General features: G+C 37.9%; 17 protein-coding genes. 9 read left to right on the top strand and 8 right to left on the bottom strand.

The features are described 5' to 3' along the window. Positions 1 to 72 precede the first annotated feature (72 nt). The 8 genes from BTO11_RS09595 to BTO11_RS09555 form a co-directional block, all read right to left on the bottom strand. Positions 73 to 624, bottom strand: a complete 552-nt coding sequence (locus BTO11_RS09595) for a cupin domain-containing protein (protein ID WP_373295189.1) — start codon at positions 622 to 624, stop codon at positions 73 to 75. A gap of 421 nt (positions 625 to 1,045) precedes the next feature. Continuing rightward, positions 1,046 to 1,780, bottom strand: a complete 735-nt coding sequence (locus tag BTO11_RS09590) for a hypothetical protein (protein WP_105052400.1) — start codon at positions 1,778 to 1,780, stop codon at positions 1,046 to 1,048. Between the two features lie 144 nt (positions 1,781 to 1,924). Next, on the bottom strand, positions 1,925 to 2,446 hold the full coding sequence (locus BTO11_RS09585) for an SseB family protein (protein ID WP_105052399.1): 522 nt from the start codon (positions 2,444 to 2,446) through the stop codon (positions 1,925 to 1,927). A 100-nt stretch (positions 2,447 to 2,546) separates the two neighbouring features. After that, complete coding sequence (locus tag BTO11_RS09580; RefSeq protein ID WP_105052398.1) at positions 2,547 to 3,548, bottom strand: WD40 repeat domain-containing protein; 1,002 nt, start codon at positions 3,546 to 3,548, stop codon at positions 2,547 to 2,549. A 279-nt stretch (positions 3,549 to 3,827) separates the two neighbouring features. Beyond that, positions 3,828 to 4,463: a DUF2971 domain-containing protein gene (locus BTO11_RS09575; protein WP_105052397.1), complete on the bottom strand. Its 636-nt coding sequence runs from the start codon at positions 4,461 to 4,463 to the stop codon at positions 3,828 to 3,830. Positions 4,464 to 4,724: 261 nt separating this feature from the next. Then, the gene (locus tag BTO11_RS09570) at positions 4,725 to 5,204 is read right to left on the bottom strand and encodes a Panacea domain-containing protein (protein ID WP_105052396.1); all 480 of its coding nucleotides are present in this window, start codon (positions 5,202 to 5,204) and stop codon (positions 4,725 to 4,727) included. Further along, positions 5,204 to 6,085, bottom strand: coding sequence for a hypothetical protein (locus BTO11_RS09565; protein WP_105052395.1), 882 nt, complete (start codon positions 6,083 to 6,085; stop codon positions 5,204 to 5,206). Before BTO11_RS09565 ends, BTO11_RS09570 begins: the two co-directional genes overlap by 1 nt. Positions 6,086 to 6,824: 739 nt before the next feature. Further along, positions 6,825 to 8,057, bottom strand: a complete 1,233-nt coding sequence (locus BTO11_RS09555) for a methyl-accepting chemotaxis protein (RefSeq protein WP_105052393.1) — start codon at positions 8,055 to 8,057, stop codon at positions 6,825 to 6,827. 811 nt (positions 8,058 to 8,868) lie between these two features. Between BTO11_RS09555 and leuS the strand changes: the two genes are divergently transcribed. From leuS to BTO11_RS09510, 9 genes are all read left to right on the top strand, one after another. Then, entirely contained in the window at positions 8,869 to 11,487 is a 2,619-nt protein-coding gene (gene leuS / locus BTO11_RS09550) for a leucine--tRNA ligase (protein ID WP_105052392.1), read from the top strand. A 223-nt stretch (positions 11,488 to 11,710) separates the two neighbouring features. Beyond that, a complete protein-coding gene (locus BTO11_RS09545; RefSeq protein ID WP_105053720.1) occupies positions 11,711 to 12,196 on the top strand; it encodes an LPS-assembly lipoprotein LptE in 486 nt (161 codons plus the stop codon). 5 nt (positions 12,197 to 12,201) lie between these two features. Then, positions 12,202 to 13,257, top strand: a complete 1,056-nt coding sequence (gene holA / locus BTO11_RS09540) for a DNA polymerase III subunit delta (protein ID WP_105052391.1) — start codon at positions 12,202 to 12,204, stop codon at positions 13,255 to 13,257. A gap of 4 nt (positions 13,258 to 13,261) precedes the next feature. Next, positions 13,262 to 13,912: a nicotinate (nicotinamide) nucleotide adenylyltransferase gene (gene nadD / locus BTO11_RS09535; RefSeq protein ID WP_105052390.1), complete on the top strand. Its 651-nt coding sequence runs from the start codon at positions 13,262 to 13,264 to the stop codon at positions 13,910 to 13,912. 122 nt (positions 13,913 to 14,034) lie between these two features. After that, positions 14,035 to 14,379 (top strand): ribosome silencing factor, encoded by a 345-nt coding sequence (gene rsfS / locus BTO11_RS09530; protein ID WP_105052389.1) that lies wholly within the window; start codon positions 14,035 to 14,037, stop codon positions 14,377 to 14,379. Positions 14,380 to 14,399: 20 nt separating this feature from the next. Beyond that, complete coding sequence (gene rlmH, locus BTO11_RS09525) at positions 14,400 to 14,870, top strand: 23S rRNA (pseudouridine(1915)-N(3))-methyltransferase RlmH (protein ID WP_105052388.1); 471 nt, start codon at positions 14,400 to 14,402, stop codon at positions 14,868 to 14,870. Between the two features lie 10 nt (positions 14,871 to 14,880). Then, entirely contained in the window at positions 14,881 to 16,794 is a 1,914-nt protein-coding gene (mrdA, locus tag BTO11_RS09520) for a penicillin-binding protein 2 (RefSeq protein WP_181135883.1), read from the top strand. Continuing rightward, positions 16,794 to 17,909, top strand: a complete 1,116-nt coding sequence (gene rodA / locus BTO11_RS09515) for a rod shape-determining protein RodA (RefSeq protein ID WP_105052387.1) — start codon at positions 16,794 to 16,796, stop codon at positions 17,907 to 17,909. The genes mrdA and rodA overlap by 1 nt, the downstream gene beginning before the upstream one ends. Before the next feature lie 8 nt (positions 17,910 to 17,917). Then, complete coding sequence (locus BTO11_RS09510) at positions 17,918 to 18,718, top strand: septal ring lytic transglycosylase RlpA family protein (RefSeq protein ID WP_105052386.1); 801 nt, start codon at positions 17,918 to 17,920, stop codon at positions 18,716 to 18,718. Positions 18,719 to 18,842 lie beyond the last annotated feature (124 nt).

Below are 18,842 nucleotides of genomic sequence, written 5' to 3'. Positions count from 1 at the left end.
AGCCGTAAGTTTTAAGCTGTAAGAAAAAACAAAGCGAACTGAGTGTTCGCTTTTTTATTGGATGTTAAACGGCTATTTCTTATTTGCTAAACGCTCAATGATGATTTTATGTTGAGGGAATTTACTGAGTAATTCCTCTTTACTAACATCTATCATATCTTCTGGCTCCCAACCAGGTGCTACAGCTTCACTAACTAAGCCATAACTTCCAGAGCTCAATTCTGCTGCTTTATAAGTACCACCTGGAACCGCAAGTTGTAGTTGCTGTCCGTTTAATATATCCGGACCAACAACTACTTTTTCGTAATGTCCATCAGGATAAATCATGTGATAAGTAATTGGATCTCCCATATGATAAAACTCAATACCATCAGAGTATTTAGTATGGAAATGATCAATACTATTGTCATCCGTCAACATATAAAATATTGCCGTCATAGTGGTTCTATCACCACGAGCTGTAGTTACCTTGTCTCTATGATCTGCTTTAAATGTTTGACGAAAATACCCACCTTCAAAATGATGCTCTAATGAAAGTTTTTCAATCACCTGTTCTTTGGTCAATTTATTTTGGGTCAATTGCGGTTTGTTCAATTGCTGTTTGGTAAGTTGTTCTTTAGTCAATGCTGGCGCCTCATTTACAGTTTTTGCCTCAGTCAGAGCTGAAGCAGATAAGCAAACACTACTGACTAATAAAGTAAGCAATGTGAGTTTTACATTCTTCTTTGATACGTTAACAGAATTTGAAGATATTTGGTGAGCCATGATCTTATTATTATCCTTTAGTGAGCTTCTAGCGGTAAGAAAAATAAAAAAACAAAGCGAACTAAATGTTCGCTTTTATTAGGTGTTAAAGATGGGTGGCTCTTTTAATGCCGGCTCTTTTAATGCCGAGTCATCACTCACTTTTCTGAATTATTTATTTTTACCAAAGTGGTTAACTAATTGCTAAAAAAGTAGTTTACATAAATCGTTTTAATAGTTATGGATCAAAGTGATCTGACCCTGACCTATCACCATTGAATTTTTCTTAATCCACCGCTAACTAATATTGGTTATTATCTGTTATGTCTTTATATAGAAGAGATAATATACCTATTTCGATTATTGTAATGACAATAGTTATTAATAAAACCACAAACATATAAAAAAGCGATGTGTAACTCGGTAAATTAGAAAGAATCAAATTTGTCATGATTGGAAGAACACCAACCCCAAGAAAAATTTTAGCCGAATAATCACCTGAAATCTCCCAAGCTTTTTTAAACGAAAGCTTGTGTTCTAATGCTGCGGCAGGTAAAACAAGCGCTAACCTAGACCCTAAATATGCAATAATTAAAGCCTTTATTAAAACAAAAACTTGGGTCAAAAAAACGCCTTCAATTTCGTTTAAATGCCTATTCAAAGATGAATTAACTATAAAAGTGACAAACAACATAATTAAACTTATTAAAATTACTTTCTTAAAAAAATATAAATCTCTTTTTGTTATTTTAAATAGTGCTTTTATTGTAGAGCCTTCATTTAATATAAAAGCCCGATGAATATGAACTGTAGATTTAATAAAAAGAGCTAAACATATAAGAGCAGATATGATTATTAATGCAAGATAACCAAAGTTTAGAGGTTTTTGATTTATTTTAACTTCAATATCAAAAGCGTACCATCCAACAACCATAGCAATTAAAGTTAAAAAACTTGGGAGGTATATTTTTAGAAACAATACTTTATTTTGATTAAAGTGCTTAAGTGCTTCAATTATTATTTTTTCAATTTCCATATTTAAATTTATATCCAATTGTAATTATGTGACTAACAAGATTAAATAACGTTAATTCCCATATTACCTATGTAAGTTAATACTGACAACTTAAGGCACGCTCTTTTTCAGAGCCACCTACTTTAATTGTTTTTATTCTTTTAATTACGTTGGTTTGTTAACTTTACTGGCTAGGTATTGAATTTGCGACTTATTTAAAGGCAGTGAATTTTCTTCTGAATAGATAACAACGCCATGATAATCACTCAAAGCCCAACTCCATGCTTTCTGTGGAGAAAATACTAAAGTATCAACAGGTTTATTTATATAATTTTTGATTGCGCACCAATCAGTAAACAAAGGAAGATATATATTGCCTTCACTATCTGATGTGTTTAATACTTTGATAAGACTACCTTTTTCTATTTCTTTATTTCCGTTCTCATCGGGTTCTGACATATTCATTTCGTCAGAAAAAATAGCAGCCAGATAATTAGACTTATTAAGTTCTAGCAATAGATCGGTTTTTGCCGCACTGCTTTGATCTGTATTTAATCGATTCATAGCATCGACAAGCGAAGGATTGGTAACAGCAACCTTAACGTCTATTGGAGGCGCTCCCTCAGCTATTGGTTGAGAAGGTGTAGCATCTTTACCAAATAATAGTGACTTCAACTTCTTTAGCATGATATTCCTTCATTCAACATAACAGAGACCCACTTGAACGCCATTTAAATAACTATCAAATTAAGGTGGGTGGCCTTGTTATTTTTTACTCTTATCCAATTTAAAGGTATTTTCGGTAATCCCATACTTGTAAAGCACCGTCTGAACTTAAGGTTACCAAATCGCCGGCGGCATTCTTCGACAAATCCATCACAGTCGCCTCGGCAGTATATCGTTTGATAGTCCAGGAGATAATTTCGTCACCATTGGCAGTATCCCATAAGGTAATGACATTTTTCGGTGAGGTGGTAAAAAGATATTTGCCTTTTTCAACAAAAAATCCGTGACGAAAAAATCGAAACCTTTCGAAAAAGCTCAGATTCGACAATTTTTCGCCGCTGCTTTTATCCAAAATCAAATGGTCGGTCAAAGCGTCAGAAACAAACAACTTGTTTGACTCATTATCGACAGCGAGGGCGGTTACCCGAGAACGGAAGTTATGCTGATAGGAGATATCTCCGTCAGTTACTCCCCAGTAAGCAAAATTTTTGTCTGTTGAACCGGATATGGCAAAACCGTTATCGCCATCATAGGCCAGTCGAGTGATCTGTAATTTATGGTGATCTAACTTAAGGGTATAGCCTGAATTAAGGTCGACGGATAACACTGCACCATCGCTCATGCCTACTAAAACTTTGTGACCGGTGTGGTCAACATGAAGTTGAGAGACAGTTGCGCTGGCCTGAAAACCGACCACATCCCATGAAGTGATCACAGAGCCATCAACGAGATTGAGCATATTGACACTCCAATGTCCCGCTACTGCTAATCGACGATTATTCCCAGATAATGCCACATGATTGATTTCGCCGTTAAACACCCTAGGGCTCCACGAATGTATCTTTTTTTGTGATACAGTGTCCCAGACACTGATTTGTTGATCAGAGGTCAATAAGGCGATCAACTTAGTATCTTTCGATAAGACTCCCGAGATCACAGGGGCCTCGACAAAGCGGTGTAAAGATTTGGACTTCATCGGCTCAGGTTCATTCCCACAACCGACCATTAAGGTGATGGCCAATAGCCAAATCCCCAGACTTGAAAGACCTAATTTAGATTGCACTGCAAACTTCCTTTTTAATTAAAAATTAAAGTGGGTGGCCTTGTTACATTTTGGTTGAGAAGGTGTAGCATCTTTACCAAATAATAGTGACTTCAACTTCTTTAGCATGATATTCCTTCATTCAACATAACAGAAACCCACTTTAACGCCATTTAAATAACTATCAAATTAAGGTGGGTGGCCTTGTTATTTTTTTAAGCTGTAAGAAAAAGCGAACCGAGTATTCGCTTTTTATTGGGTGTTAAAGGTTGGTGGCTCTTTTATTCTTTATTAGGCAATTTATTCAGCTAGACGCATAGCATATTCTGTTTGTGACATCTCTAATCTTACAACAGAAATATCACAATTAAGTTTACGAATATAACGCTTTATATCTTTCATACTAGATTTACAGCGAACTCCTAAAATAACCTCCCGCACTGATAATTCGTCACTAAATGAAGTAAAGATTAGACGATCATCCATCACTTTTTCAGAAAATGGAATAATGGTTCTAACTTCTTCTTCGTATCGCCAGTGCTCATGCTTCTTTGAAAGCATGTATTGAATGTAATCACGCCCTTGTAAAGCCAAAGAGTTTTTAAACTCACTCCCTGCTGTGCGCTTCTTAACGTAATCAATTTCAAATAGAAGTTCATCTGGAATATCAAAGCCTAAACAAATTCCCCGATGTGAATCTCCGTAGTGAGCCCATTGGACTGGGTTAATATAGTTTTGACTAAAACAGATTATCCCTAATTCTCTATTTGCTCGGTTCAAACGCCCTTTTATCACTGAGCGTGTCCCACAATTATCAGTATCTATATGATAATATTCAAAAGGATCATTCAGTGATTTTAATCGTGAGACTTTTAGGGTTTTATTAACTAGGGCATCTAATGCATATTGCTCGTTTAAAAAATGATAAACTCTCATGCTATCTCAATTGCCTAACGAGGCTGTAGAATTACTCCAACAGCCCAAATTAATGGAAAATCGAGTTCCTGTAACAAATTCTAAACGTTTTTCTTGCACTAGGTAATGTACTTGGAACCCATGTAATCGGCCGTTTTTCTTAAAGAGAGTTATTCTACGGCCTCAACGCCCGGTTAAGGGGCCGATAAAGCATGGCTATAATCGTGAGGAACGAATGTCAGCCATGCGTTAGACGTCCATACCTTTAACCGCTTGTTATCATTACCTTGCATTTAATTGACTTTTGTATTCTCTAGCTTTAGATACTAGATCAAGGTTACTATATTTACTACTTGAAATGACTGGGTACGTAGAATAGACAAGCTTGATAAAATCATCATAGTTTTTATCTTTCGTAGCGTTTATTACGAAATCTACAATTACTTTCAATTCATCAGATAAATCTATTTTTCCAGAATTTTTATCTGACAATTTAAATAATTGCTTATTACCACCGAACATAGTTTTAGTATTGACTACATTAATATCTTTATCTTTACGAGCCATATCAACAAAGTCATCAACATATGGACCATAATGATTAAAGTGCCATACAGTTTGACTTAACTGAGTATCGTGCTCTATAGCATTTTTCCAATCAGTTAAATATAGCATTTTGGTTAATCTTGATGCTGAAAGCTCCTCCTTATAAGGATAAGCAGATAAAATATACTTAATGACATTTATAATTACGTTTTCCATTAGAAACCCTCCAATGACGCTGACTGTAAGCTTGGCATATGACTATTCAAAGATTCTAAAAGATGAGAAATATTTTGTAATTCTCTTTGAGTCATTGCGGTATTTAGTTTTGAGAATTTTAACCCGCTAGCTTGGGTGGATTCAAAAATTAATACCGCAATAGTTTGCTTTTGCGAATTTTGAATCCTAAATCCAAGAAAAGCCCGGCTTCTCATTTTCATGTTGTTTAGTACTGAGTCTCCAAATCCGAAGTTTTCAATATTGTACTTTTTCCACTTATCAAATTCAGTTTCTGAATCAAAAGGAATAACGTGTTCTACTTTACCTGTTTTCCAAACTGTTTCAATACACCCTACATTGCGTGGATATAATCTATTAGGTTTTTGTCTGTATAGTTCGTTTTCTGAATACCGCCCTACACATAAAAATAAATCCATATCTAATTTATATAAACTTAACCTTTCATTAGAAGTTAAACTAAATTTTGCGAAATAATTGTTGTAAATATAATGGCTAAACAATTCATAACAATTGATAGCTGTACTGCTATTTTTCTCTTTTAACTGCTCATTTTCTTCTTTTACTCTCCGATAAATTTTATTTAGAAAAGAGGATGTTAACTGACTACCAATCCCGCCCCAAATGGCGCCAATTAATGCGGTGATAAACAAAGCAGTAAACCACTGATCTAAATTCCAATAGTTTAATGCCCACGTTCGCCATTCAATAGGCAATTGATGTCTAACCATCTCTTGAATATTAGAGGGAATCCCAATGTAACCAAGAGCAAGTACACTATAGATACCCGGGTATAGTCCTTTATTAAAAAATTTGAACGGCCACCTTTTGTAGCGTGGGAGTTCATTTACTGCTAATTCCAATTTAACTTTCCTTTATAAACGTTCGATAATTTAACCGCTACTACGACAGACTCTAAGCAATGCTAACAATTTAATATCGACCCAATGGGTTGTATTTCTACCGACGATTGGGCTGTTTTTATTTTGGTATTATTTTTAGCACAAAGATTAAGCTATTACTATCTATAGACTTTATAAATTAAGTACAAATTCCCATGTAAAACAAAAACGACCTATTGGGCCGTTTTCCTGACTATGGAAGAAAGTGGCATATAAAGCTGTAATGCTTTTGCTTTTGCTTTTGCTTTTGCTTTTGCTTTTACTTTTACTTTTACTCCCGATTCAAATATCTGTGTTAAATATAACTTTTCTCAAATCGAGCGGGCATGGATGCCCGATTGAGGAAAGTATTCAGGGACGAATGTTTTTCGGCTCTGGCATCCTGCTTCGCTCTACCTCCTCCATCCATGGAGTCGTCCGTATTTGAAGATGAAAGTTAGTATTTAGTAAACAAAAGTTAATACAAATAGATATTTGGTGACGGGCGGCGCTCTGTTTCATTATAAGAGCGGGTTACGTTTTTGGGCTGTTGCAAAAAGGTATAGTTCACATCAAGGATGATGGGATGTCATCAATACAGGGATGTTTACTTGATGACAGCCGAGGGGCGAAACCTTAGAATTCTGACAAGCACCATGACAAAGTTAATACACCAAATAGAAAATAAGCCTCATTAGAGGCTCTAAAAAAACAGTTGATTTTACTCAACAAACTGCCCTAACCCCTTTTGAGTAGAACTAGCCATACTTTGTGCTTTACTCGCTTGCTCTGTGGTTGATTGCAAACGCTGTTGAATGTCATTACTTAATGAGGTAATTCCTGCGGCAAAATCTGCGGTATTATTTTGTTGTACTTCTAATGACGTTACTGACTCCATAATGACGCCAAAAGCCGTTACGTTTTCTTCAAAATCGCGGATCATCAATTCAAAAATACTTGATGTGTCTTTTATGCTTTGTTCCATATTACTAGACTCTGTGATCAAGGTGGTTGATTCAGTATGCGTTTCACTTACCAAGGTTTCCATTTGATTTAAGAAGTTGCTGATCTGCTGCGTTGCATCCGATACTTTGGCTGATAAACTTCTCACTTCATCGGCTACAATGGCAAACCCTCTTCCAGCCTCTCCTGCTCTAGCTGCTTCAATCGCGGCGTTTAATGCTAAAAGGTTGGTTTGGTCGGCAAAACCTTCCACTACTTTTAAAATATTACGTACGTTATCTGCGTTATCTTGTAAGCCTTTTACTGTGGAGGAGAAGTGACTTAACAGTTGGGTGATTTTTTCAATTTGTTGTTGTGAGCTTGATAGTATTTGATTGGCATTTTGCACATGCCCTTGGTTTTTTTCATTGGTTGAGGTTACTTGCTCCGACGCGCTAACAATCCCAAAAATACTTTGGCTGACTTGTGTCACGGCATCTGTAATATTGTCACTCATTGTTTTTTGCTGATCAGCTTGTTGGTAACTCTCGTTGACCAGACTGGTCACGGTTTGATTGGCTTTAGTTGCACTTTGGGCATCTAGGTAAACCTGTTTGATTAAGCCAGTTAAGTTATTGGCAAAGGTATTGTACGCTGTAGATAACTCGGTAAATTCGTCGTGGCTAAATTTAGGCAAGCGAGTTGAAAGGTCGCCTTTGGTGTGGTTTATATTGTTCAGTGTAGAGAGTAAGGCTTGCACAGGCTTAACAATAAGATGGTGCATATAGAAAATGGTGAAAATAAAGCTCAACGCGCTAACTATAAATAAAATAGTCGAAACCATTTTCATCGTGTCTTCATCAATATCGGGCGACGACAACCAATTAGAAAACAAGTACAGATTTGCTATTTGAAACAAAAATAGAAAACCTATATTACCTATAATTTTTCTGCTTAAGGTAAAGAAAAACTTTCTCTCGATAAAGTCATAAATACTTTTGAACCATTCCATACTACTGCCTCCCAGCACAAAATTCTTAGCTGTACAAAGCTACTCTTTTTATAAGCTTCTACATAAAGCGATTGCCAACATGCTATTTTCTGCATAACACCATAATATGCTTTATAAACTAAAATATTGTTTGAGATCAGTAAATAGCGAGATAAATAATTTTTCATTCTGTATTTACTAATACCAATTGTATTAATGAATTGATTAGTTCAGAGCTATGTTAGAGGTGTGAGAATAAGCAAAATTTGTGTCGATATAGTTATTCTCGGCTTTGTCTCCTGAGTCGCTCTATCTCCTGCATCCATGCAGTCGTACATCAAATAAATTTTGCGCTGCTCATATGAATAGTTTGGCGCGCCTCTAACAAGCTCCCGAAGGGCGAGTTTAAAAGCTTCATATGCTTTGTTGCCCTACAAGGATGTAGGGTAAGGTGACAATGCAGGAGCATATTGTCTTTATTGATTTCAACAAGGGAACAACCATTTTCTTCAATCAATGCCTCACCTATGAACCTTTTAATTCTCGCTGAATAACTAATTCATTAATTCAATTGGTATTACACCACAACTTATTGCCTGAGAGCTGACGACTTGTTTACTTCATAAGTGCAGCTTATTAAATTTCTAACTGTAATTTTTTTACACAAATTGCGTTTTTTCTCATATCCTCTCTTGTTGCTAACAGGCTTATTCGTTATGCTTAGCGCCTTAAAATTCCACGGCAATTTTTCGATATTATTTCTAATGCCGCGACTAATCGTTATACGCCTAAATACAGTCATTTAGGTGTAACCGCAAACTGAGATCTAACCATGCAATCAGAATACAACCATCAGGAAATTGAACAAAAAGTTCAACAACATTGGACCGACAATCAAACGTTTAAAGTGACGGAAGATGAAACTAAAGAGAAGTTTTACTGCCTCTCAATGTTGCCTTATCCTAGTGGTCGCCTGCATATGGGACACGTTCGTAACTACACCATTGGTGATGTTATTTCTCGTTTTCAAAGACTTAATGGCAAAAACGTTATGCAACCTATGGGTTGGGATGCGTTTGGTTTACCTGCTGAAAATGCAGCTATAAACCACAAAACAGCACCTGCTAAGTGGACATACGAAAATATCGATTACATGAAAAACCAACTTAACTCTTTGGGTTTTGGTTATGACTGGGATCGTGAAGTGGCCACTTGTACCCCTGAATATTATCGTTGGGAACAATGGTTTTTCACTAAGTTGTACGAAAAAGGCTTAGTTTATAAAAAAACCGCAACGGTAAACTGGGATCCAGTTGATAATACGGTTTTAGCCAACGAGCAAGTTATTGACGGTCGTGGCTGGCGCTCAGGTGCATTAGTAGAACAAAAAGAAATTCCACAGTGGTTTATTAAAATCACGGATTACGCTGACGAATTATTAACAGACTTAGACCAATTAGAAAATTGGCCTGAGCAAGTTAAGACCATGCAAAAAAACTGGATTGGTCGTTCTGAAGGTGCTGACATCAAATTTGCGTTAGTGAATAACGGAAAAAAAGATTCAAGCTTTGTTGAAGAGCTTGGCGAAGAGCAAGCACTAGAGGTTTACACAACGCGTCCAGACACCTTACTTGGTGTAACTTATCTTGCCGTTGCAGCACAACACCCTCTTGCATTAAAAGCCGCAGAAACAAATTCTAAATTAGCTGAGTTCATTGAAGACTGTAAAAGCCAGTCTGTAGCAGAAGCCGATATGGCGACTATGGATAAACTTGGTTGTGATACAGGTTACCGTGCTATTCACCCAATAACGGGTGAAGAAGTACCAGTATGGTCGGCTAACTTTGTATTAATGGGTTACGGCACAGGTGCGGTTATGTCTGTTCCAGGTCATGATCAACGTGATTGGGAATTTGCGACAAAATACGGTTTACAGATCAAACAAGTAATTAGCGCTAGCGAAGACATTGATTTGTCTGTTGCTGCTTTCACAGAAAAAGGCACGTTAATTAACTCAGGTGAATTTGACGGTTTAGACTTCACTCAAGCGTTTGCCGCGATTGTTGCCAAATTAGAGCAAGACGGTAAAGGCAAAAAAACAGTTAACTTCCGTTTACGTGACTGGGGTGTTTCTCGTCAACGTTACTGGGGCGCGCCAATTCCAATGGCAACCTTGGAAGATGGCACGTCGGTTCCAGTTCCAGAACAAGACTTACCAGTTATATTGCCAGAAGATGTGGTAATGGATGGTTCAGCGTCACCTATTAAGTCTGATCCTGAGTGGGCAAAAACCACAATTAACGGACAAACTGCATTCAGAGAAACCGATACCTTTGATACCTTTATGGAGTCATCTTGGTATTACGCGCGTTATTGTTCGCCACAGTCTGACGACATGATGTTAGACCCAGAAAAAGCGAATTACTGGTTGCCTGTTGACCAATATGTTGGTGGTATTGAACACGCCATCTTGCATTTATTATACGCTCGTTTTTTCCATAAACTAATGCGTGACGTTGGTTTGGTTGAGTCTGACGAACCGTTTAAACGTTTGTTATGTCAAGGTATGGTATTAGCAGAAACCTATTACCGTGAAGCGGATAATGGCGGAAAAGTTTGGATTGCACCAACGGAAGTTGATGTAGAAAGAGACGATAAAGGCCGAGTAACTAAAGCATGGCATATTAGAGATGGTCAGCCGGTTATTTCTTCTGGTATGTCTAAAATGTCTAAGTCGAAAAATAACGGCATAGACCCGCAAAAAGTTATCGACAAATTAGGTGCTGACACGGTTCGTTTATTCATGATGTTTACCGCGCCTCCAGAGCAAACATTGGAATGGTCTGATACTGGTGTTGAAGGTGCGCATCGTTTCATTAAACGTGTTTGGAAACTTGCAAACGACGTGATTGATGCAGGCTTGGTAAAAGACTTTGATTTTGCCACCTTATCTAATGAGCAAAAAGTTATTCGCCGTGAAGTACACAAAGCTATAGAAAAAGTAACCGACGATTTAGACCGTCGTAATACCTTTAATACTGCGATTGCTGCCATTATGGAATTGATGAATAAACTTGCCAAAGCGCCACTGGAAACAGATGCTGATAAAGCAGTGTTAACAGAAGGCATGGAAGCTGTGGTTATTATGTTAACGCCAATTACACCACACGTTTGTCACGACTTATGGGCAATGCTTGGTAATGGCAACGACGTTGAAAACGCACAATGGCCAGTTGCTGATAAGTCAGCAATGGTTGAAGACGAAAAACTTATTATTGTTCAAGTGAACGGTAAAGTACGCGGTAAACTAACCGTTGCTGCTGATGCGACTGAAGAACAAGTTAAAGAATTGGCATTTGCTGAGTCAAATGTTGAACGTTTCTTGTCTGACAAAACAGTACGTAAAGTTATTTTTGTTAAAGGCAAAGTTCTTAATATCGTTGCAAACTAACGGTTATTGACTCTTAGCGTTAACTAGAAAATACAATCAGAAGCCAAGGTAAACTCTTGGCTTCTTTTTTACTTAACGTTTTAGTTTTCCTAACTTGCTGTTAATTGCCGCTTTAGTACTTGCTTTGAATATTGCCTATTTAAAAAAAACGTTAAATAGCGTTTAATAGTCCGGTAATAAAATTTAATCACCCTTAATCTTATTGATGAGCACCATTTCAACTATGAAATCTGTATTAGTATTCGCCACTGTTTTAATTGTTTTATTCTCATCAAGTTGTGGTTTTAAACTTAAAGGGCATTACTACCTGCCTGAGTCATTACAAACGTTGTACTTAACTTCCACTAAGAAATTTAGCCCTTTGGCTAAACAAGTGAAAATCAGGTTAAGCCAAAACAAAGTTGTTTTATTGCCTAAGTTCAATGTAAAAAATGCCGAATTAAAAATACTGCCTGAACAATTTCAGCGCCGTACTCTGTCTTTATTCCCTAACGGCCAAGTTGCCGAATACGAATTAATTTATCAGGTTGAGTTTGAAGTCCGTTTACCTAATAAGCCGGCTCAGCACTTTTCTTTTGAGTTAACCCGAGAGTTTCAAGATGATCCAAACAATGCGCTTGGTAAAGAACGTGAGCGTGAATTGATTTTGTCTGAGTTACGCGTATTAGCTAGCGACCGTATAATGTCGCAACTCAATGGTATTAAATAACCGCTATGAAAATTTACGCCAATCAAATAGCAACCACACTTAAAGATGGACTAGCGCCCTGCTATCTGTTGTTTGGTGATGAGCCGTTTCAAATTAATGATTGTCGTTTACAAATAAAACAAGCGGCCAAACAAAACGGCGTAGAAGAATTTATCAGACTGTCTGATGACGACCAATTTGAGTGGGATGACTTAATAGAACATTGCCAGTCTATGTCTTTGTTTTCATCCACCAAGTTAATTGAATTAGAACTTACCTCAGGCAAAATGCCCAAAGCAGGCAGCGATGCTATTAAACAAATAACGGAACAATTGTCGTCTGAGACTAGCTTAGTGATATTTGGGCCAAAACTAGAAAGTAGCCAAACGCGCGCAGCTTGGTTTAAAGGTTTAGACAAAGTAGGTATTTATATTCCCGTTTATGATATTGACGGTAATCACCTACAACGTTGGTTAAAAGACCAATTAGCCAAACATAAAATGCAAATGAGTTATGAAGCTCAAGTGTATTTGTTGGAGTTTACCGCGGGTAATTTATTGGCTTGTGCCCAAGAGTTAGAAAAAATATCTATGGCGCTGTCCACGTCAAACGTTACTTTAACCGACGTTAAAAAGTTAGTTGCCGACCAATCTCGTTATTCGGTTTTTCAGCTTATAGATCAATTATGGGCGGGCAATGCCAAACAATGTGTCAATATTATTGAGCGCTTAAAAATTGAAGAGTTGGAACCCAATATTATTCTTTGGGCATTACAAAAAGACGTGGTGTTAATCCAACAATTGAATCAGGCGTTAAACTATAAGCTCGACACTAAATCGATTTTAGACAGCCATAAAGTGTGGAAAAACAAACAGGCAGTTTATTTGAATCAAGCCAAGCGTATCCCAACGCATATTTTAAATGCGGCGGTGCATCAATTGGCGCAAATTGATCAGGCTATTAAGTTTCACACGTTAACTTGCCCATACTCTATGTTCGCCCATGTTTGTTTAATGCTAACGGGTGCTGCGGACTTGGCTAATGTTGAGTTACCGCTGGACTTAGACTTGGAGTTAAATTAAGGCGATGCCTTTATCAGACAAGCCCGTGATAGTGATTTACGGTGGTACTTTTAACCCAATTCATAATGGCCACTTATTTCCGGCAATAGAGGCGGCTAAGTCGGTTAATGCACAAAAGCTAATCTATTTACCCTGTCATATTCCACCACATAAAGAAACGCCAAATGTAAGCAGTTCCCATCGTTTACAGATGACTAAGCTGGCATTACAAAACCTTGATAACAGCCCGTTAAGCATTGAAGTCAGCGACTATGAAACTCAATTAACAACGCCCTCTTATACCCGTCAAACTATCGAGTATTTTCATAATAAATACCCAAAGCATAAATTGTATTTTTTGATTGGTATGGACTCGTTAATTAATTTTCATTTGTGGTTTAAGTGGCAGGAGATTTTTTCTTTTTGCGACTTACTGGTTATGCAGCGCCCTGGGGTTGAATATAATCCTAATGAACTCCCTTCTGAGCTACAAGCCTATTTACAAAACCAAGTAATTATTACCTCGGTTACCGAAGTCGACATTTCCTCTTCTGAAATACAAAACATGTATGGCCAGTCCACTAATAAAGCCAGTAATATAAGCAAAAATGAGTTAACTATGTTGCCTACGGCAGTCCAGCAATACATAGATTTACATAATTTATACAAGTCGTAATCGCTTAACTTTAAATAAAAGCAAAAAAGCAGACACTTAGATGTTATTTAGCCCTGTACTCTATGGCGTTAGCAAAGTAGAATCTAAAACAATTTCAAGGTTAAAACAGGTCCATAACCACTTTGCAAACTCAACAAATTCTAGAATTCGTATTAGATAAAATAGACGATCTTAAAGCACGTGACATCATTACCATTGACGTTGGCGCTACATCCACCATTACAGAATTCATGGTGATCTGCTCAGGTAATTCAAGAAAGCATGTGCAATCAATTGCAGAACACGTTGCTTATGAAGCTAAAGAAGCTGGAGAAATGCCTTTAGGTGTTGAAGGTAAAGCCGATAGCGAATGGGTATTAGTTGATATGGGGCCAGTTGTGCTGCATGTTATGCAAGAAAGTACTCGTGACTTTTATCAGCTTGAAAAATTATGGCAAACATTAACCCCGTCTTCATCTGACGAATAAGAATTTAGGTGTTTTTCTGAATGAAGATTCAACTTGTTGCTGTTGGAACCAAAATGCCTGCTTGGGTTGCTACTGGTTTTGCAGAATATCAAAGACGTTTTCCAAAAGATTGTTCGTTTGAATTAATCGAAGTCCCTGCTGGAAAACGTGGGAAAAATGCCGACATCGCCAGAATATTACAAATTGAGGGCGAGAAAATGCTCGCCCATGTTCCTGCTTCAAACAGGATTGTGACGTTAGAAGTCACAGGTAAACCTTGGGATACTCACCAATTATCTAAACAACTTAGCAGTTGGCAAATGGATGGCAGAGATGTCAGTTTGTTAGTAGGTGGACCTGAGGGACTTTCCCCCGAGTGTATACAACGTTCAGAACAAAAGTGGTCTTTATCGCCACTGACCTTACCGCATCCTATGGTAAGAGTGATTGTTGCAGAAAGTTTGTATCGAGCTTGGAGCCTTAATAACAACCATCCTTACCACAGGGAATGAGGGTTTATTAATGCGTAGAGGTTCTTATCATATTCAAGATCATTCCGCCGAGTCGAATTTATTTGCTCAGCGCGCGATAATCTCATTATTTTTCATTGGTAGTTTAATGTTGCTGTTAATTGGCAACTTGTTCTATTTACAGATCAGCTCTTATAACTCATACCAAACACGCTCCAATGAAAACCGCATCAAAGTCCAACCAATTCAGCCAAACCGTGGGGTTATTAAAGACCTGAACGGAAAAATATTAGCCGGTAATGAACCAACATTCAGTTTAGAAATAATCCCTGAGCAAATTGCTAACATGGATGAAACTTTAGCTGAAATAGGTCAAATTATAGAAATAAGTGACGAACAAATAAAAGTATTTAAGCGTGCGATTAAATACCGTCGTCGTTTTAAAGGCATGCCACTTAAATCAAAATTAACCGACAAAGAAGTCGCGTTATTCTCTGTACACCAACATAAATTTTCTGGTGTATCTATTGAGGCTCGTTTAGCCCGTCATTACCCTTATGGCGAATATTTTACTCACGGCGTTGGTTATGTGGGCAAGATAAACAAAAAAGACTTACAACGACTTGACGACACAGGCCAACTTAAAAACTATGCAGCGACACGTAGTATCGGGAAAATCGGTATTGAACGTTATTACGAAAGTCAGTTACATGGTATTACTGGTAGTCAGGAAGTAGAAGTAAATCACCGTAGCCGAGTATTACGCCAACTGAGCGTTACTCCGCCAGTAACGGGCACAGACTTACACCTTGCCATTGATGTTGACTTACAAATCAAAGCAAAAGAGATCATGGGTGACAACATGGGCGCGATTATCGCCATGGACCCAAGAGACGGTGCGCTACTTACTTTTTATAGTAACCCAACCTATGACCCAAATTTATTTGTAAATGGTATTAGCCAAAAAGAATACTCGAAGATAATAGGCTCTAAAGACAAACCTATGTTGAATCGTGTGACTCAAGGGCAATATCCGCCAGCATCCACTATCAAACCACAATTAGGTTTATTGGCGTTAGACAAAGGCCTGATCACCGTAGACACCACTATTTGGGATCCGGGTTATTGGCGTATTCCAAACATTGAAGTACAAAGACGATTTAGAGACTGGAAACCACAAGGCCACGGCCACGTAAACCTGTTGATGTCGATTAAACAATCTTGTGATATTTTTTATTACGACCTTGCCTACCGTTTAGGTATCGACAACATTAGTGAATTTGGTTCTAAGTTTGGTTTTGGTGATTACACTGGCGTTGATGTATTTGAAGAATCAACGGCGATTATGCCATCAAGAGCCTGGAAAAAAGCCCGTTTTAAAGAGTCTTGGTATAAAGGCGATACAATTTCAATTGGTATAGGCCAAGGATACTGGACTGCGACTCCTGTGCAACTAGCTATGTCGACAGCAGCGTTAGTAAACCGTGGTCAAATAGTTGAACCTAGATTAGTAACCGGTATCACCAAAAATGGTGTTTATCAGGCAACAGCAACCAAACATAGAAATCCAGTTGTATTAAATAATGATAAACACTGGGATGTTATTTTAGACGCTATGTACCAAACGGTGAACGCCTCAGACGGTACAGCAAGAACCGCCTTTAAAGATGCAGTTTATAGCTCAGCAGGTAAAACCGGTACAGCTCAGTTATTTGGTTTGGATGAAGATGAAGAATATAACGTAGAAGATGTTGCTGAGCGTTATCGAGATAACGCTATGTATGTTGGATTTGCACCGTATGAATCTCCGAGCATAGTCATTGTTGTTGCTCTGGAAAATGCCGGTGGTGGTGGTTCTCATGCTGCACCAATTGCTCGAAAAATACTGGATCTCTACTTTGGCTTAGGTTTGGCTGGTAAGCGAGACTTAACAAATACTACCCTCCCACCTGTGGACGCGAACTAATGGTTAAAACAGAAAACGAACGACGCCGAAGTTCTATTTGGTTTCGTTTCCATATAGATGTACCTTTAATGTTAGCCATACTGACTTTAATGCTGTTAAGCGTTTTTGTGGTATACAGTGCTGGCGGCCAAAACATACATATGGCGCTACGCCAGGTATTCCGTCTAGGCATAGGTTTGGGTGTGTTACTGATAGTTGCTCAAGTATCACCATTTTTCTATCAACGATGGGCGCCACATATCTTTGTGGTTGGGGTTTGTTTGTTGGTAGCGGTTTTACTATTTGGTGATATGGGTAAAGGCGCACAGCGTTGGTTAAACTTAGGGGTTACTAAGTTCCAACCGTCTGAAATTATGAAACTGTCTTTGCCTATGATGATGGCTTGGTTTTTAAGTAAGTATACTTTACCGCCATCGACTAAAAATACTTTTTTTAGCTTCTGTATTATTGCGATTCCAACCTTACTGATTGCTAAGCAGCCAGATTTAGGTACATCTTTACTCGTTGCGAGCAGTGGTTTTTTTGCTCTGTTTTTAGCAGGTTTACGTTTTAGAATTTTATTTGGGCTAGGTGCTTTGTTTGCCGCATTCCTTCCAATATTGTGGTTCTACTTAATGCACGCATATCAAAAACAACGCGTACTCACCTTTTTAAACCCAGAGAGCGATCCGCTTGGTTCTGGCTACCATATTATCCAATCAAAAATTGCAATTGGTTCTGGCGGCTTTCAGGGTAAAGGTTGGCTGCAAGGTACACAGTCACAATTAGAGTTTTTACCTGAACGACATACTGACTTTATTTTCTCTGTATTTAGTGAAGAGTTTGGCTTTATTGGTGTTCTATTATTACTAGCTGTTTATGCTTTTATAATTATACGCGGTACTATTATTGCGATTAGAGCACAGGAAGGATTTACTAAAATATTAGCTGGGAGTTTAACACTTACCTTCTTTGTTTATTTGTTTGTAAACATAGGTATGGTATCTGGCTTAATGCCGGTTGTTGGTGTTCCTTTACCTTTGGTTAGTTATGGTGGTACTTCCATTGTTACCCTGATGGCGAGCTTTGGTATATTGATGGCGATTTCAACCAATAAACGACTGTTGGCGGCCTAAGCAAGTTCATGACTAAACTCACTCTTACTTTATTTCTCGTTATGCTTTTATCGGCCTGTACTACCAGCCGATATTCCCATAAACATGATAGCGCGCCAACACGTCCTCCAACACTATTAGAGTTGGAAGATGCCACGGTAACCACCGAAAAAGTAGGCCGAGGCAATAGTCCTTACAGCATTAAAGGCATTCGTTACGTGCCTAAAAAAAATAGAAAAGTATTTAGCCAAACTGGCACCGCATCTTGGTATGGCAGAAAGTTTCACGGTCACCTTACCTCAAATGGTGAAATCTATAATATGTACCAAATGAGCGCAGCTCATAAAACCTTACCGTTACCGAGTTTTGTTAAAGTCACTAACTTAGCCAATAACAAGTCAACTATTGTTAGAGTGAATGACCGAGGTCCTTTTTATGAAGACAGGATCATTGACCTATCTTATGCCGCAGCTTATAAAATTGGCGTTTATGACACAGGCACAGCTAAAGTTCAGCTAGAAGTGGTTTTTCCTGAATCAGTAGAGACTGTATCTAAGCCTGTACCAAAACAAATTGCTAACGTTGACAATCTAACTCAAACGCAAAACTTTCATGTGAAAATAAGCGGTATTGAAAGCATTGAACATGCTGAAGAAGTGGGTAAAGGCCTTTCTATAATGCTTAACCAAACGTATTCATCGGTACAGTCGAACAACGAGGTCGCCCTATTATTTGGCCCATTTGATAACCAAGATGCCGCTGAAAATTTCAGTAACCAGTTATCCGATGTCAATTATAATAAATCCATCATAAAGAACGTTTTACCTTAATCTGCGATTTTTACCTATTTGTTTACATTAATTCCTATATGAATGATACCTTTACCCTAGACACGCGTTAGTCTCATGTGGATAATACGCTTTCTTATTCACGTTGTTCATATTCAACCTTTTC

Origin of the sequence: Psychrosphaera saromensis (assembly GCF_002954545.1) — a bacterium.
GTDB classification, from domain to species: domain Bacteria; phylum Pseudomonadota; class Gammaproteobacteria; order Enterobacterales; family Alteromonadaceae; genus Psychrosphaera; species Psychrosphaera saromensis.
Note: the sequence above shows the minus strand (reverse complement) of the source record. Positions and strands in the feature narration are given on the sequence as shown.

Bases quoted from the DNA above. Each gene is read 5' to 3' on its own strand.
- BTO11_RS09590 (WP_105052400.1), bottom strand. From the start codon at position 1,780: ATGGAAATTGAAAAAATAATAATTGAAGCACTTAAGCACTTTAATCAA.
- BTO11_RS09585 (WP_105052399.1), bottom strand. From the start codon at position 2,446: ATGCTAAAGAAGTTGAAGTCACTATTATTTGGTAAAGATGCTACACCT.
- BTO11_RS09575 (WP_105052397.1), bottom strand. From the start codon at position 4,463: ATGAGAGTTTATCATTTTTTAAACGAGCAATATGCATTAGATGCCCTA.
- BTO11_RS09570 (WP_105052396.1), bottom strand. From the start codon at position 5,204: ATGGAAAACGTAATTATAAATGTCATTAAGTATATTTTATCTGCTTAT.
- BTO11_RS09555 (WP_105052393.1), bottom strand. From the start codon at position 8,057: ATGGAATGGTTCAAAAGTATTTATGACTTTATCGAGAGAAAGTTTTTC.
- leuS (WP_105052392.1), top strand. From the start codon at position 8,869: ATGCAATCAGAATACAACCATCAGGAAATTGAACAAAAAGTTCAACAA.
- BTO11_RS09545 (WP_105053720.1), top strand. From the start codon at position 11,711: ATGAAATCTGTATTAGTATTCGCCACTGTTTTAATTGTTTTATTCTCA.
- holA (WP_105052391.1), top strand. From the start codon at position 12,202: ATGAAAATTTACGCCAATCAAATAGCAACCACACTTAAAGATGGACTA.
- nadD (WP_105052390.1), top strand. From the start codon at position 13,262: ATGCCTTTATCAGACAAGCCCGTGATAGTGATTTACGGTGGTACTTTT.
- rlmH (WP_105052388.1), top strand. From the start codon at position 14,400: ATGAAGATTCAACTTGTTGCTGTTGGAACCAAAATGCCTGCTTGGGTT.
- mrdA (WP_181135883.1), top strand. From the start codon at position 14,881: ATGCGTAGAGGTTCTTATCATATTCAAGATCATTCCGCCGAGTCGAAT.
- rodA (WP_105052387.1), top strand. From the start codon at position 16,794: ATGGTTAAAACAGAAAACGAACGACGCCGAAGTTCTATTTGGTTTCGT.
- BTO11_RS09510 (WP_105052386.1), top strand. From the start codon at position 17,918: ATGACTAAACTCACTCTTACTTTATTTCTCGTTATGCTTTTATCGGCC.